The sequence below is a fragment of the Streptomyces sp. V1I1 genome, assembly GCF_030817355.1.
In the GTDB taxonomy this organism is placed as follows: Bacteria; Actinomycetota; Actinomycetes; order Streptomycetales; family Streptomycetaceae; genus Streptomyces.
The window spans coordinates 7,208,448-7,222,995 of the sequence record NZ_JAUSZH010000001.1 but is presented as its reverse complement, the minus strand read 5'-3'; the positions used below and the strand labels follow the sequence as shown (position 1 = coordinate 7,222,995).

Annotated in this window: 17 protein-coding genes, 1 pseudogene and 1 riboswitch; of the genes and pseudogenes, 9 read left to right on the top strand and 9 right to left on the bottom strand. The window is 70.5% G+C overall.

What is annotated here, in order from left to right; all coding sequences use genetic code 11:
* Positions 1–14 precede the first annotated feature (14 nt).
* From QFZ67_RS33895 to QFZ67_RS33875, 5 genes are all read right to left on the bottom strand, one after another.
* Positions 15–677, bottom strand: a complete 663-nt coding sequence (locus QFZ67_RS33895) for an urease accessory protein UreF (protein ID WP_307664851.1) — start codon at positions 675–677, stop codon at positions 15–17.
* Positions 678–686: 9 nt separating this feature from the next.
* Complete coding sequence (locus tag QFZ67_RS33890) at positions 687–2,408, bottom strand: urease subunit alpha (RefSeq protein WP_307664850.1); 1,722 nt, start codon at positions 2,406–2,408, stop codon at positions 687–689.
* The gene (locus QFZ67_RS33885; RefSeq protein ID WP_307664849.1) at positions 2,401–2,712 is read right to left on the bottom strand and encodes an urease subunit beta; all 312 of its coding nucleotides are present in this window, start codon (positions 2,710–2,712) and stop codon (positions 2,401–2,403) included. Before QFZ67_RS33885 ends, QFZ67_RS33890 begins: the two co-directional genes overlap by 8 nt.
* Positions 2,713–2,727: 15 nt before the next feature.
* Positions 2,728–3,030 carry an urease subunit gamma gene (locus QFZ67_RS33880; RefSeq protein ID WP_307664848.1) on the bottom strand — a complete coding sequence of 101 codons (303 nt, stop codon included), beginning with the start codon at positions 3,028–3,030 and terminating at the stop codon, positions 2,728–2,730.
* A gap of 136 nt (positions 3,031–3,166) precedes the next feature.
* Positions 3,167–3,787: a TetR/AcrR family transcriptional regulator gene (locus QFZ67_RS33875; protein ID WP_307664847.1), complete on the bottom strand. Its 621-nt coding sequence runs from the start codon at positions 3,785–3,787 to the stop codon at positions 3,167–3,169.
* Between the two features lie 107 nt (positions 3,788–3,894).
* Between QFZ67_RS33875 and QFZ67_RS33870 the strand changes: the two genes are divergently transcribed.
* Entirely contained in the window at positions 3,895–4,884 is a 990-nt protein-coding gene (locus QFZ67_RS33870) for an ABC transporter permease (protein WP_307664845.1), read from the top strand.
* A 114-nt stretch (positions 4,885–4,998) separates the two neighbouring features.
* Here the strand turns inward: QFZ67_RS33870 and QFZ67_RS33865 are convergent, their stop codons facing one another.
* Positions 4,999–5,280, bottom strand: a complete 282-nt coding sequence (locus QFZ67_RS33865; RefSeq protein WP_307664844.1) for a type II toxin-antitoxin system Phd/YefM family antitoxin — start codon at positions 5,278–5,280, stop codon at positions 4,999–5,001.
* 80 nt (positions 5,281–5,360) lie between these two features.
* Between QFZ67_RS33865 and QFZ67_RS33860 the strand changes: the two genes are divergently transcribed.
* The 3 genes from QFZ67_RS33860 to QFZ67_RS33850 all read left to right on the top strand — a co-directional run bounded on the left by QFZ67_RS33860 (position 5,361) and on the right by QFZ67_RS33850 (position 7,305).
* Positions 5,361–6,005: an ATP-dependent Clp protease proteolytic subunit gene (locus QFZ67_RS33860; RefSeq protein ID WP_307664843.1), complete on the top strand. Its 645-nt coding sequence runs from the start codon at positions 5,361–5,363 to the stop codon at positions 6,003–6,005.
* Between the two features lie 7 nt (positions 6,006–6,012).
* Entirely contained in the window at positions 6,013–6,321 is a 309-nt protein-coding gene (locus tag QFZ67_RS33855) for a hypothetical protein (RefSeq protein ID WP_307664842.1), read from the top strand.
* Positions 6,322–6,639: 318 nt separating this feature from the next.
* Positions 6,640–6,826: riboswitch (cyclic di-AMP (ydaO/yuaA leader) on the top strand.
* A gap of 2 nt (positions 6,827–6,828) precedes the next feature.
* A complete protein-coding gene (locus tag QFZ67_RS33850) occupies positions 6,829–7,305 on the top strand; it encodes a C40 family peptidase (RefSeq protein ID WP_307664841.1) in 477 nt (158 codons plus the stop codon).
* A gap of 45 nt (positions 7,306–7,350) precedes the next feature.
* On the opposite strand, the gene QFZ67_RS33845 is transcribed toward QFZ67_RS33850, so the two are convergent.
* Positions 7,351–7,980, bottom strand: a complete 630-nt coding sequence (locus tag QFZ67_RS33845; protein ID WP_307664840.1) for a LysE family translocator — start codon at positions 7,978–7,980, stop codon at positions 7,351–7,353.
* Positions 7,981–8,062: 82 nt separating this feature from the next.
* Here QFZ67_RS33845 and QFZ67_RS33840 point away from each other — a divergent pair, with 82 nt between their 5' ends.
* Positions 8,063–8,974 (top strand): LysR family transcriptional regulator, encoded by a 912-nt coding sequence (locus QFZ67_RS33840; protein ID WP_307664839.1) that lies wholly within the window; start codon positions 8,063–8,065, stop codon positions 8,972–8,974.
* A 14-nt stretch (positions 8,975–8,988) separates the two neighbouring features.
* On the opposite strand, the gene QFZ67_RS33835 is transcribed toward QFZ67_RS33840, so the two are convergent.
* The gene (locus QFZ67_RS33835) at positions 8,989–9,420 is read right to left on the bottom strand and encodes an ATP-binding protein (protein ID WP_307664838.1); all 432 of its coding nucleotides are present in this window, start codon (positions 9,418–9,420) and stop codon (positions 8,989–8,991) included.
* Positions 9,421–9,648: 228 nt separating this feature from the next.
* Between QFZ67_RS33835 and QFZ67_RS33830 the strand changes: the two are divergent.
* Positions 9,649–10,518, top strand: a pseudogene (locus QFZ67_RS33830) (helix-turn-helix domain-containing protein).
* Positions 10,519–10,532: 14 nt separating this feature from the next.
* Positions 10,533–10,739, top strand: a complete 207-nt coding sequence (locus QFZ67_RS33825) for a DUF397 domain-containing protein (protein WP_307664837.1) — start codon at positions 10,533–10,535, stop codon at positions 10,737–10,739.
* Between the two features lie 14 nt (positions 10,740–10,753).
* Here the strand turns inward: QFZ67_RS33825 and QFZ67_RS33820 are convergent, their stop codons facing one another.
* Positions 10,754–11,899 carry an 8-amino-7-oxononanoate synthase gene (locus QFZ67_RS33820; RefSeq protein ID WP_307664836.1) on the bottom strand — a complete coding sequence of 382 codons (1,146 nt, stop codon included), beginning with the start codon at positions 11,897–11,899 and terminating at the stop codon, positions 10,754–10,756.
* 145 nt (positions 11,900–12,044) lie between these two features.
* On the opposite strand from QFZ67_RS33820, the gene bioB reads away from it, so the two are divergent.
* Positions 12,045–13,217 carry a biotin synthase BioB gene (gene bioB, locus QFZ67_RS33815; protein ID WP_307664835.1) on the top strand — a complete coding sequence of 391 codons (1,173 nt, stop codon included), beginning with the start codon at positions 12,045–12,047 and terminating at the stop codon, positions 13,215–13,217.
* Positions 13,210–14,505: an adenosylmethionine--8-amino-7-oxononanoate transaminase gene (locus tag QFZ67_RS33810; RefSeq protein ID WP_307664834.1), complete on the top strand. Its 1,296-nt coding sequence runs from the start codon at positions 13,210–13,212 to the stop codon at positions 14,503–14,505. Before bioB ends, QFZ67_RS33810 begins: the two co-directional genes overlap by 8 nt.
* Positions 14,506–14,548: the final 43 nt, after the last annotated feature.

Sequence of the window (14,548 nt, the reverse complement as noted above, 5' to 3'; positions counted from 1 at the left end):
GGCTCCTTGATGTCCTACGAGGCGAAGAGGCGTACGGGCCAGGCGGCATGGGCCTGAGCCGTGATGTCGAGCAGCGGCGCTGATGCGGCGGGCAGCGCGTCGATGCCGTCGTGCGCGGCCCGTGCCGCCCGTTCGGCGACCTGGTCGAGTTCGGGTGCGAGGCGAGCGAGGACTGCGGTGGCCTCGAAGGGGTCCAGGCTGAGGAGGCGTACGGCAGCGGTGGCCGGACCGCTGACCGTCTCGTACGCCGCACAGTGCGCGGCGTCCTCGGGGCCGAGTCCGGCGCAGCGGGCTGCGAGCCCGAGGACGATCGGCTGGTGGGCGCCGCGCGGGCGGGCGGCGGCCAGCGCGTCGAGTTCGGTGCTGGGCCAGGTGGAGCGAGCTGCGCGCATCATCTGCCGGCCGAGCTTGCGGGCGGTGGCCCGCAACGCGGGCGAGGGGGTACGGGCGTCGGCCGCGTCGTCCAGCTCCAAGGGGTCGAGGCCCAGGGCCGCCGCGGCGGCCAGCGCCGCCGAGGTGAGGCCGGTGGTGTGCAGCCGCCCCCGGCAGAACTCCGCCAGGTCCCGGGCATCGCGGATCCGCCCCGCCTTGACGGCCGGTTCGACTCCACCGGAGTGGGCGTGCCCACCGGCGGGAAACCGGCCGTCGGCGAGGACCAGCAGGGCTGCTCTACTCATCGCGGCTCATCAGAAGAGGAAGTAGCGCTGGGCCATGGGGAGTTCGGCGGCGGGGGCCGGCTCGACCGGCTCGCCGTCGATTCTCACCGTGAAGGTGTCGGCGTCGACCTCGACTCGCGGCCGGGCGTCGTTCTCCCGCATATCGGCCTTGGTGACGTGCCGGGTGCTGGTGATCGGCGTGAACTTCTTGGCCAGGCCCAGGCGTTCGGGCAGTCCGTCCTCGATCGCCGCCTCGGCGACGAAGTTGACCGAACTCACCGACGCTGCCCGCCCCAGCGCACCGAACATCGGCCTCGGCATGACGGGCTGCGGGGTCGGGATGGAGGCGTTGGCGTCGCCCATCTGCGCGTACGCGATCTGCCCGCCCTTGATGACGAGGAGCGGCTTGACGCCGAAGAACGCCGGGTCCCACAGCACCAGGTCGGCGAGCTTGCCGGTCTCCACCGAGCCGATCTCGTGGTCGAGGCCCTGTGCGACCGCGGGGTTGATGGTGTATTTGGCGACATAGCGACGTGCGCGGTGGTTGTCGGCACGGCCGTCCCCGGGCAGTGCGCCCCGGCGCTTCTTCATCACATGCGCGGTCTGCCAGGTACGCATGATCACTTCGCCGACACGGCCCATGGCCTGGGAGTCGGAGGAGATGATCGAGATGGCGCCCAGGTCGTGCAGTATGTCCTCGGCCGCGATGGTGGAGGGCCGGATCCGTGACTCGGCGAAGGCGAGGTCCTCGGGCACGGACGGGTTGAGGTGGTGGCAGACCATCAGCATGTCGAGGTGTTCCTCGATGGTGTTGACGGTGTGCGGCCGGGTCGGGTTGGTGGAGCTGGGCAGGACATACGGCTCGGAGACCACGGTGATGATGTCCGGTGCGTGCCCGCCGCCCGCGCCCTCGGTGTGGTACGCGTGAATCGTGCGGCCCGCGATGGCGGCGAGGGTGTCGCCGACGAAGCCCGCCTCGTTCAGCGTGTCCGTGTGGATGGCGAGCTGCGCGCCGGTCTCCTCGCAGACGCTCAGGCAGGCGTCGATGACGGCGGGGGTCGAGCCCCAGTCCTCGTGGATCTTGAACCCGAGCGCCCCGCCGCGCAGTTGGGAGTGCATCGCCTCGCGGGACATGGTGTTGCCCTTGCCGAGCAGTCCGATGTTGACGGGCAGGGAGTCCATCGCCTCGAACATCCGGGCAAGGTGCCACGGCCCGGGCGTGATGGTGGTGGCCTTGGTGCCTTCGGCCGGTCCGGTGCCGCCGCCGACGAGGGTGGTGACGCCGGTCGCGAGGGCCTGGTCGATGATCGTCGGCGAAATGAAGTGGACATGCGCGTCGATCGCACCCGCGGTGACGAACTTCCCGTTGCCGGCGATGATCTCGGTCTCGGGACCGATGACGAGGTCCGGGTGGACGCCGTCCATCGTGTCGGGGTTGCCGGCCTTGCCGATGCCCGCGATCCGGCCGTCGCGGATACCGATGTCGGCTTTGACGATGCCCCAGTGGTCGATGATGACGACACCGGTGACCACCGTGTCGGGTGCGCCTTCGGCACGAGTCGTACGGGACTGGCCCATTGACTCGCGGATCACCTTGCCGCCGCCGAACACGGCCTCGTCGCCCGCGAGTCCGGGGCCGCCGGAGCGGTCCTCCTCGATCTCGACGAAGAGGCCGGTGTCGGCGAGGCGGATCCGGTCGCCGGTGGTCGGACCGAAGAGGTCGGCGTAGACAGCACGGTTGAGTTCAGGCATCGAGCGCACCTCCGGTCTCTCCCCGAAGCCCGGCGATGACACGCAGTCCGGTGAAGGGGACGAGTTCGACGTCGACGGGGATACCGGGCTCGAAGCGCACGGCGGTGCCCGCCGCGATGTTCAGCCGCAGGCCGCGGGCGGCCGCGCGGTCGAAGTCCAGACCGGGGTTGGCCTCGGCGAAGTGGTAGTGGGAGCCGACCTGCACGGGGCGGTCGGCGGCGTTGACGACGGTGAGGCGGGTGACCTCGCGGCCCTCGTTGAGGGGAACGCGCCCTTCGGCGTAGAGGATCTCTCCGGGGATCATCGGCGGTCCTCCCCCTCAGTCGATCGGGTCGTGGACGGTGACGAGCTTGGTGCCGTCCGGGAAGGTCGCCTCGACCTGGACGTCGTGGATCATCTCGGGGACGCCTTCCATGACGTCCGCGCGGGTGAGCACCTTGCGGCCGGATGCCATGAGCTCGGCGACGGTGCGTCCGTCCCTGGCGCCTTCGAGGATGTGCGAGGTGATGAGGGCGACGGACTCGGGGTGGTTCAGCTTCACCCCTCGCGCACGGCGCTTCTCCGCCACGTCGGCTGCCACATGAATGAGCAGTCTTTCCTGCTCGTGCGGGGAGAGTTGCACGCGTCCACCTCACAGTCGTCCGGCCCGGGCCCGCCTGGGCGCAGCGGGCTCCAGGTCACGTCAACGCTCCGTTGACCTGTAGACGAGCACCTCGCGGGCAGGGGTTGAACGGTAAGGCGGAATCTTTTCCGTCGCGTTAACTGATCTTTGTATCCCCCATCGACATCAGCGCCCGCAGACCGTCCTCCAGCACATCGACCTGGACATCGCCGAAGAGCGCCTGCTGGGCGATGAAGCCCTGGGCTGTGGCGATGAGCGTGCGGGCCACATGGTCGGCGGGTACGTCGGCGCCCATCAGGCCGTTGTCTCGGTACGCGTCGACGAGCTTCGCCCACACCTGGCGCATTCCGTCGTAGCCCTCCTCGAGGGTCGCGGCGAGCTGTTCGTTGCGCAGCGTCTCGGTCCACACCTGCACGACAAGCCGGGCGAAGGCCTGCTTGTCCCCGCCGGGCACCTGCTCCTCAGTCATCCGGCGCAGCACCCGGCCGAGGAGTACGTCGGGGGTCGGCGGCGGGGTGGTCCGGGCGGCCTCTTCGAAGGCTCCGCGGATCCCCGCGAATGCTTCGTCGGCGATGGCCGCGATCAGCTCCTCCTTGCTGCGGAAGTAGCGGTAGACGGCGCCGGCCGACAGGTCTGCCTCGCGCAGGATGTCCTGCATCGATGTGGCGTGGAAGCCGTTGCGTGCGAAGCATCGGGCGGCGCCGTCGAGGATCTGGCGGCGGCGGGCGTCGAGGTGTTCCTGGGATACGCGGGCCATGCCCCAAACCTAAAACGAACATTCCTTCTTGACAAGGACGGATCCCGGCAGGACAGTGAGGCCGACCACAAAAACGAACGATCCTTCTCTTTGAATCGAGGGTCATCATGTCCGCTACGCCCACCCGCCGCATGGTCGCGGTGATGGTGCTGATCCCCGCCGTGGTGGCGCTCGCCCTCTGGGCCTTCGCCTGGCCGGCGGCCCGTACCGCACCCCGCGACCTGCCCGTCGGCATCGCAGGTCCTGCCGCCGCGACCGCCCAGCTTGAGGGGCGCTTCGAGCAGCGGGAGGGAGCCTTCGACGTACACCGCTACGACGACGAGGCTGCCGCCCGCACCGCGATCGAGGACCGGGTCGTATACGGAGCGGTGGTCGTCACCGACCGGAGCCCGCAGCTGCTGACCGCGTCGGCGGCGAGCCCTGTCGTCGCCCAGCTCCTCAAGGAGGCCGTCACCGCGCAGGCTCCGGCCGGCGCCCCGGTGCAGGTGACGGATGTCGTGCCGACGGCCGCCGGCGACCCGCGCGGCAGCGCGCTCGGCGCGAGCATCCTGCCGCTGGCGCTGGCAGGCGTCGCGACCGGCGCGGTCGTCACCCTGCTGCGGCTGCGCGGGGCGCGCGCGGCGGCCGCGCTGATCGGCGCCTCGGTCCTGGCCGGTGTCACCGCGGTCGCGCTGGCCGACAGCTGGCTCGGCGTGCTCAGCGGCTCCTGGTGGGCCGAGGCGGGAGTGCTCGCCCTGACGGTTCTCGCCACGAGTGCGGGCGTGGCCGGGCTCGGCGCTCTGATCGGCACACCGGGAGTCGCCCTCGGCGGCCTGCTGATGGTGCTGATCGGCAACCCGTTCTCCGGAGCCGCGAGCGCGCCCGAACTACTGCCGGAACCGGCCGGAGCGCTCGGCCAGACGCTGCCGCCGGGCGCGGGCGCTACGCTGCTCCGCTCGGTGGCGTACTTCGACGGCAGCGCCGCGGGGGCGGCCGTCCTCACGCTCTCGCTCTGGGCTGCGCTCGGACTGGCCGCGGTGCTGGCGGGAGCGCGTCGGGGCGGGCGGCCCGCCGTGGCCGCGGAACGCCGGGAAGCCGCCCCCGTACCGGTCGGCTGATCCCTTCGACCGATCCCTTCGACCGGCCGCGTGTCCCCGCTGTAGCGGACGGGGGCGCGCGGCCCTTTCTGTGTCCTTTGCGCAGTGGGGCGCTGTGCGCGCGGTGGGGCGCGGTCAGTCGCGCCGGTCGGGGCGGCGGTGCTCGGCCGCCAGACCGAACCGTCCCTGTTCGCCGGAAGCGGACGCGACCGAGCCGAGCGAGGACACCGAGCTGATCACCTGCTCCTCGGCAGCCTCCCGCTCCTTCTCAAGTCGTTCCAGGTCAGCGGCCGACACCAGCGCCACGAGCGGCTTCCCGTGCCGGGTCACGACGACGCGCTCCCCACCGTAGACAACGCGGTTGATCAGTTCGGCGAGCTCTGCGCGGGCTTGCGTCACCGGAATCTCGTAGGCCATGCTCCCCATCATAACGGCCTGTACGTCCTGTACATTTTCTACAGAGGCCTCAGCTATACCTGCGCGAGGAGAGGTACGTCATGAACCGCCCTGCCCGCCCTGCCGCCCGCTACGTCCTGCCCCAGTTCACCGAGCGCACCATCGGCGGATCCCGCACCCTTGATCCGTACTCCAAGCTGCTCGACGAGCGGATCATCTTCCTCGGCACCGTCGTCGACGACACCGCCGCCAACGATGTGATCGCGCAGTTCCTGCACCTCGAGTACGCCGCCCCGGACCGGGACATCTCCCTCTACATCAACTCCCCCGGCGGCTCACTGAGCGCCATGTCCGCCATCTACGACACGATGCAGGTGGTCACCTGCGACGTGGAGACGACCTGTCTGGGGCAGGCCGCATCGACCGCCGCCCTGCTGCTCGCCGCCGGCGCCCCCGGCAAGCGGATGGCACTGCCCGGTGCCCGGATCGTCGTCCAGCAGCCCGCGTTCGACGAGCCGTTGCAGGGCCAGCCGTCCGATCTGGAGATCCAGGCACAGGAGTTGCTGCGGCTGCGCGCCCAACTCGCCGGGATGCTCGTACGCCACACCGGCCAGAGTCCGGAGCGGATCGCCGCCGACCTGGAGCGCGACAAGATCTTCGAAGCGCAGGACGCCAAGGCCTACGGATTGGTGGACCACGTGATCAAGAACCGCAAGGCGTCGCTCTCCGCCCCCGGTTCCAGGTGAGCGCCCGATGCCGCTACCCGAACTGCCGCCGCTGCCGGCGCTGACCCGCGCCGAGTGCGAGTTCATCGACAGCTATCTCGAAGTCCTCGATCTGCTGGGACGGATCAATCCGGCCCGCTCAACGCACACCTATGGAGCGCTGCGTGCGGCACAGGCGTTGGTCGGCCGGGCCACCGCACTCAAGGACGCCCTGACGCTGATGCATATGCGCGGCGAGAGCGAGGTCCATACGTCGGCCCTCGCCGAGGCGCTCAGGGTTCTCGACGGCGAACGCAGGGCTCGCCGGGTGACGATGCCGCCCGCGTCCATGAGTTGACGAATCCTCCGCTTCCGTCAACGGCCATTGGGGTACCTGCAGTCGTCCCCCATTCGGTGTAGTTGCGGTCTCCTGAACTACTACGGAGAACTTGCGCACCACGACTACCGATCTGGCGGAATGGGCTGTTCCGCTGCTGGTGCGGGAGTCCTCAGGTGTCCGTAGCCGGGCCCCAAATCAACTCTGTCCACCCGAACAGATCAGTGGTGTCGAAGTTCACATACCGCCGTTTCGACTCGGAAATCCGGCGTGGTGTGGGTCAAGATCCCTGGGACGACAAGCCCCCGCCATCCCTGGCGGGGCGGTCCGGGCGGACGCCGAGTCCTGCCGCCGCTCCGGATGTCTGGTCGACAGAAGTGCACCGGCAGGAGTGGAGGACCCAAGCAGTACGGGACATCCGGACAGTCCGGTCGTCCCTTGGGGTGAAGCCGCATTCCGCGGCCGGGCATCTTCGTCCGTCCGAACCCGACAGGTCATCCTTCACAGGCGGCTGACGAAGGGTTGCGCATGACTGCGCAGATTCACGTCCCGTTTTTGCTGACCCGGGCAGGCGCCGTATCGGCCCTGACCCTCGCCGCCGTCGGCGGCTCAGTGCTGGTGCCGGGCGCCGCTTCCGAGGCACTCGCGGCTACGGCCCACGCCAACAAGGCACTTCAGGTTGCCTCTTCCAAGAAGGGAGCGCCGTACAAGTACGGCGCGTCGGGTCCATCCCGGTTCGACTGCTCGGGGCTGACGCTCTATTCGTACAAGAAGGCGGGCAAGAAGCTCCCACGGACCGCCCAGCAGCAGTTCAACAAGACCCGCCATGTCTCGGCGTCCTCGCGCCAGCGAGGGGATCTGGTCTTCTTCCACTCCGGCAGCAGCGTCTACCACGTGGGGATCTACGCCGGCAGCGGCAAGATCTGGCACTCGCCCAAGACGGGCTCCTGGGTGAAGCTCGAGAAGATCTGGACCAAGCGCGTCTGGTACGGCCGGGTGCGCTGACGGCCCGGTGGCGCACCGGGCACGCTCCCGGTGCGCCACACCGCCTCAGTGCGCCAGCGGCTCGGCCAGCAGGGTCACGCCCAGCGCGGTGAGTGCCCCGCCGGTGACGCCTTCCACGGCGCGGGTGGTGCGCGGCCGCCGCAGCCACGTCCCGAGCCGGTCCACCAGCAGCGCCACCGCCGGGAACCAGAGCAGCGCCAGTACGACGACGATCGCGGCAAGCAGCAAGGTGCGCGGCAGCACCGGCGCACCGTCCGGCACGAACTGCGGGAGCAGGCTGAGGAAGAGGACCGGCGCCTTCGGATTGAGGACGTTGGTGAGGAAGCCCTGCCGCAGACTGCGTCCGACGCCGTCGGCCGCCTCGCCCTCCTGGTCCGGCCCGGCGGGCGCCGGACGCAGCGCACCGCGCACCGCCCGTACCCCCAGGTAGAGCACATAGGCGCCGCCCACGATCTGCAGCGTGCGGAACAGCACCGGCACCGCGACCAGAACCGCCGCGAGCCCCGCCACCGCGAGCGCGGTGTGCACCAGCAGTCCCCCGGCGACGCCGACGGCGCAGGCCACGCCCGCGCGCCGGCAGGCGAGGGCGTTGCGTACGACGACCGTGAAATCCGCGCCCGGCATGGCGACCATGCCCGCGGCGACCCCGGTGAAGGCGACGAGTTGTGCGTCCATGGAAACCATCCTGGACCGGAGCAGGCCTTAGCGTGTACTTGCAATCTTCTAGGTCTGCCCAAAGCAATGCTTAAGGGGTGGCATGTACGACCCGACACGGCTGGCGGCGCTGGTGGCGGTCGCCGAGGCCGGTTCGATCACCCGGGCCGCAACCCGCCTGGGCTACACCGCACCCGCGCTCTCCCAGCAACTGGCCAAGCTGGAGCGCGAGGCGGGGGCGACTCTGCTGGTCCGCCACCACCGCGGGGCGCGGCTGACGGCCGCGGGCGAGCTGCTGGCGACACGGGCCCGCCGGGTGCTGGACGAGATGGAGCAGGCGCGGCACGAGCTGGCGCGGCTGGCAGGTCTGTCCGGGGGGCGGCTGCGGGTGGGCACCTTCACGACGGTCGGCATCCATCTGCTGCCGCCGGTGCTGAGCGCGTTTCGCCGTGCGCATCCGGATGTGGAGCTCACCGTCGCGGAGTACGAACCGCCGGCCGGGGTCCTGGCCGTGGCGGCCGGCGATGTGGATCTGGCGCTGACCCATGCGTACGAACCGGGCGAACCGGCGCCGCTGCCCGCGGGTGTGGTGCTGGATCCACTGCTGGTGGAGGAGTTGGTCCTGGTCACGGCGCCCGGCCATGCGCTCGCGGGCGGCTCGGGCCGGCTGCCGGTTGCCGGGCTGGCGGGCCAGCCGCTGATCAGCAGCGCTCCTTCGCATCCGTCGCGCAAGGGGGTCGAGGGGGCCTTGGCGCAGGCGGGGGCGAGCCCCGCCGTGGTCTGCGAGTCCCCGGGCTATGCGCTGGTGTGCGCGCTCGTCAGCGCGGGGCTCGGGGTGGCGGTGGTGCCGGAGATGGTCGCCGCGATGGCCGCGACGCCGCTCGGCGTACGGCAGTTGGAACCGGCGGCGTACCGGCGGACGATCTCGGTGGCACACCGCGGCGAGGAGTCGGGTCCGGCTGCCGAGTCACTGCGGGCTCTGCTGCGCGGCGCGTTCGGCCGCGCGGGAAACTGACCGCCGGGCCGTGATCAGCTCTGCACCGGTACGGTCCACGGCAGGACGATCCAGACGGTCTTGCCGCCCTCCGGGGTCGGGGTGACCAAGAGCTGTCCGCCGCACTCCGCGGTGAGGCTGCGGATGATGACCATGCCGCGGCCGTTGTCCTGGCGGACGGCGGCGGGCAGCCGCTGCGGCCAGCGGGGGTGGCTGTCGGTGACGCCGATGCGCAGCTCCTCGTCCCGCTCGAGACGCAGGTCCACGGTGAAGGTGGGCGACTGGCCGAAGGTGTGCTGGACGGCGTTGGTGGCGAGTTCGGAGACGATCAGCCGGACGGTGTCGACGGCTTCGGTCTCGACCGGCAGGCCCCATTCGGAGATGACATCGGTGGCGTATCTCCGGGCGGCGGAGACCGAGGCGGGGGCGCTCGGCAGAGTGACGGAGGCTTCCTGATGGTCTGCCATGGCGACGCTGTCCCTTTCCCACCGGGGCCGGGCTCCGACTCGTAGCGGATGAATGCGAGGACGGCCACGGATTGCGCTTCGCGCCAGAGTGCCACCTATCGTGCCGTCAGGGGCGGCGATCCACCAAGATGTGCATATATCTGTCGCTCAAAGCGGTGAACTCTGCTACGCGAGACCGTATTTGGGCGGCACACTCACCATTTGGGCACAGTCGGGAAGGAGCGGGAGATGCGGCACGGTCCCGCGGTGCGCCGTCGCAAACTCGGCGAGGAACTGCGGAGGCTGCGCCTGGACGCGGGCCTCACCAGCCGGGACGCAGGGCGGCTGGCGGGCTGGCACCAGTCGAAGGTGAGCCGGATCGAGACCGGCGCCAGCAGGGTCAAGGCAGCCGATGTGACCCTGCTGCTGGAAGTGTACGGCGTCGGTGATCCTCAACTGCGGTCGCTGCTCGAGAACTTGGCGGGCTGCGGCGGACGGCGCGGGCAGCGGCTGGTGGCATGCGTTCCGCGGGCTGATCCCGCCCGAGTACCGGGACTTCATCAGTCTGGAGGCCAATGCATGTGCGGCGCGCACGCTGGAGACCTCGGTGGTGCCGGGCCTGTTGCAGACGCCCGACTACGCACGTGCGGTGACCCGCGCGGCGCTGGAGGAGCTGCCTGTGGAGAGCGTCAACTCGCTGGTGGAGGTGCGGATCGCCCGTCAGTCGGTGCTGCGCGCGGAGAGGCCGCTGGAGCTGAGCGCGGTGCTCGACGAGGCGGCGCTGCGGCGCGAGGTGGGCGGCTGCCGAGTGATGCGCGAGCAACTGCGGCAGCTGGCGGAGACGGCACAACTGCCCCATGTGCGCCTCCAGCTACTGCCGTTCTCGGTCGGCGGCTACGTAGGACTCACCGGCCCTTTCGTTATCTTCTCCTTTATCTTCTCCTTTCCGAACATTTTCGATCTGGGCGTGGTTGTTCGCGACCACTTGACGAGTAGCCTCTACCTCGAGCGAAAAGAGGACTTGGAGGTGTACAGCGCCGCCTTCCATACGATGCAGAAGCGTGCTCTGTCACCAGCGGACTCATTCGACTCATCGCAAGGATCAGTGACGGCGCATAGGAGGCACCCCCCACATGTCCGATCGCCTCGCACAGGACTCACTACGGTGGCGGCCCAGCAGCCGCAGCACGGGAATGAACAACTGCGTCGAGGCGGCCCGGCTGCCCGACGAAACGCTCGCGGTAAGGGACTCGAAGAACATCGCGCGGCAGTCCCTGCGTTTCTCGCCGCAGGCCTGGTCCCGCTTTTTGACCGCGGTCCACGACAAGACCGTCAATTGACCGTCGGCTGAAGGTCAATTGACGGGCGCGGTCCCGGTGATCGTGGCGATCGCCGCCTCGATCTGCTGATCCGTCAGATCTGCCCTCGCCGTGAGCCTGATCCGGGAGATGCCGTCCGGCACCGACGGGGGTCGGAAACAACCCACGACGAGCCCGGCGGCGCGGCAGTCGGCGGCCCAGCGCAGAGCGGACTCCGGTGACGGCGCCCGTACGGAGACGACGGCGGCGTCCGGCCGTGCGGCGGTCAGGCCCACGTCCGTGAGCCGGCGGTGCAGGGTCGCGGCGACCGTGCGGGCCCGCTCGGCCAGCGCCGGTTCGCGGCCGAGGAGTCGCAGGCTCGCCAGCGCGGCTCCCGCGGCGGCAGGCGCCAGGCCCGTGTCGAAGATGAAGGTACGGGCAGTGTTGACCAGGTGGTCGATCACCCGGGCCGGGCCGAGGACCGCTCCGCCCTGGCTGCCCAGGGACTTGGAGAGGGTGAGCGTGGCGACGACGCCTGCGCCGCCCGCGATGCCCGCGGCGTTCAGCGCTCCGCGCCCGCCGTCGCCGAGTACGCCGAGACCGTGCGCGTCGTCGACGAGCAGCGCGGCGCCGTGCTCGCTGCACGCCTCGGCGAGGTCCGTCAGCGGAGCGGCGTCACCGTCCACCGAGAAGACCGAGTCGGTGACCGCGAGGGCGCGCCGCCCGGGGTCCGCGTCGAGTGTCTTGCGTACGGCGTCGACGTCGGCGTGCGGGACGACCGCGGTCTCCGCGCGCGCGAGCCGGCAGCCGTCCACGATCGAGGCGTGGTTGCCCGCGTCGGAGACGATCAGCGAGCCGCGGCCGCTCAGCGCGGTCACGGCGGCGAGATTCGCGGCATAGCCGGAGGACAGCACCAGGGCGGCCTCGAATCCGCAGAAGGCGGCAAGCTCCCGCTCCAGCTCGGCGTGGAGCGCTGTGCTGCCCGTGACCAGCCGGGAGCCGGTGGCCCCCGCTCCCCAGCGGCGGGCCGCCTCGGCCGCCGCGCCGGTGATCTCCGGACGGCGGGTGAGGCCCAGATAGTCGTTGCTGGCGAGATCAAGCAGCTCGGAGTCGGCGGTGCGCGGCCGGAGCGTACGCACGAGACCCGCGCGCTCACGGCGGCGCGACTCGTCGTCGATCCAGTCGAAAGGATCCTGGGGCATGGTGGTCCGGTCCTTTTGTAGGCAGCGCACAGACCCTAACCGGGCTCACTCGAGGAGCGGATGTGGCCATGCACACACCTCAAACATGCTCTGTTGTGGGGTTCCTCCTTGGCCACGACGTGTGCCGTACGTCAGGATCTGCGCCATGGACCTGCTGAACACGCTGGTGGAGAAGGGGTTGCGGCGCGAGCTGCCGACCCGTGAAGAAGCGCTCGCCGTGCTGGCGACCTCCGACGACGATCTGCTCGAAGTGGTGACCGCGGCCGGCAAGGTGCGCCGCCAGTGGTTCGGGCGGCGGGTGAAACTGAACTATCTCGTCAACCTGAAGTCGGGGCTGTGCCCCGAGGACTGCTCGTACTGCTCCCAGCGGCTCGGCTCCAAGGCCGAGATCCTCAAGTACACCTGGCTGAAGCCCGACGAGGCCTCGCAGGCTGCCGCGGCGGGGGTGGCGGGCGGCGCCAAGCGGGTCTGCCTGGTGGCCAGCGGCCGCGGCCCGACGGACCGCGACGTCGACCGGGTCTCCAAGACGATCGAGGCGATCAAGGAGCAGAACGAGGGCGTCGAGGTCTGCGCCTGTCTGGGGCTGCTCTCGGGTGGGCAGGCGGAGCGGCTGCGGGCCGCGGGCGCCGACGCGTACAACCACAACCTCAACACGTCCGAGGGAACATACGGGGACATCACCACCACCCACACGTACGCCGATCGGGTGGACACGGTGCACCAGGCGCAGGCCGCCGGGCTCTCCGCCTGCTCCGGGCTGATCGCGGGCATGGGCGAGAGCGACGATGACCTGGTCGATGTCGTCTTCTCGCTGCGCGAGCTGGACCCGGACTCGGTGCCGGTGAACTTCCTGATCCCCTTCGAGGGCACGCCGCTCGCCAAGGAGTGGAACCTCACCCCGCAGCGCGCGCTGCGCATCCTGGCCATGGTCCGGTTCGTCTGCCCGGACGTGGAGGTACGGCTCGCGGGCGGGCGCGAGGTGCATCTGCGCTCGATGCAGCCGCTCGCGCTGCACCTGGCCAACTCGATCTTCCTTGGCGACTACCTCACCAGCGAGGGGCAGGCCGGGCAGGCCGACCTCGACATGATCGCGGACGCGGGGTTCGAGGTGGAGGGCGCGGGCACGACGACGCTGCCGGAACACCGTACGGACAGCGCGGCCGGGGGCGGCTGCGGTTCGCACTCCGGCGGGTGCGCGCCGTGCGGTGACAGCGAGCCCGCCGCTCAGGTGCCGGCGGCACAAGCGCCGGACGCCCGTACGGATCTGGTCGCGGTACGCCGCCGTGGCGCCGGCACCGATCTGGCGCCCAATGCATGAGTCCCGTCTCCGCCCCGGCGAGCTGCTGGCACTGGACCGGGCGCATGTCTGGCATCCGTACGGCCCCATGCCCGGGCGCAGCGATCCGCTGATCGTCGAGTCGGCGTCCGGGATACGGCTGCGGCTGGCCGAGCCGGTCCACGGGCATCGCGAGTTGATCGACGGCATGTCGTCCTGGTGGTCGGCGATCCACGGCTACAACCACCCGGTGCTCAACGAAGCGGCGCACAGCCAGCTGGAGCGGATGAGCCATGTGATGTTCGGCGGGCTCACGCACGAGCCCGCCGTACGGCTGGCGGCCCGGCTGGTCGAGATCACGCCCGAGCCGCTGCGCCATGTCTTCCTCTGCGACTCGGGCTCGGTCTCGGTCGAGGTCGCGGTGAAGATGTGCCTGCAGTACTGGCGCTCGGTGGGGCGGCCGGCCAAGCAGCGGCTGCTGACGTGGCGCGGCGGGTACCACGGGGACACCTGGCAGCCGATGTCGGTGTGCGACCCCGAGGGCGGGATGCACGAGCTGTGGTCGGGGGTGCTGCCGCGCCAGATCTTCGTGGACGCGCCTCCGGTCGGGTTCGAGGAGTCGTACGCACAGCAGCTGCGCGACGCCGTCGCGCGGCACGCGGACGAGCTGGCCGCGGTGATCGTGGAGCCCGTGGTGCAGGGGGCGGGCGGGATGCGGTTCCACTCGCCCGAGTATTTGCGGGTGCTGCGGGAGGCGTGCGACGAGCACGGCGTGCTGCTGATCTTCGACGAGATCGCGACGGGGTTCGGCCGTACGGGCGCGCTGTTCGCGGCTGAGCACGCGGGGGTCTCGCCGGATGTGATGTGCCTGGGCAAGGCGCTGACCGGCGGCTATCTCACGATGGCGGCGACGCTGTGCACCTCGCGGGTGGCGGACGGCATCTCCCAGGGCGAGGTGCCGGTACTGGCGCACGGCCCGACGTTCATGGGCAACCCGCTGGCTTCGGCGGTGGCCTGCGCATCGATCGATCTGCTGCTCGGCCAGGACTGGCAGCAGGAGGTCAAGCGGATCGAGGCCGCACTGGCCCAGGGGCTGGCGCCGGCGCGCGGGCTGCCGGGTGTGAAGGACGTACGGGTGCTGGGGGCGATCGGCGTCGTACAGCTGGACCACGAGGTGGACATGGCGGCGGCGACGGAGGCGGCGGTGCGCGAGGGGGTGTGGCTGCGGCCCTTCCGGGACCTGGTCTACACCATGCCGCCGCTTGTGTCGGCTGACGAGGACGTGGCCCGGATAGCGCGGGCGGTGTGCGCGGCGGCGGCGCCGGGGTGATCCCCACGCAAGGGTACGGATGCGGGACAGGGCAAGGAGCGGG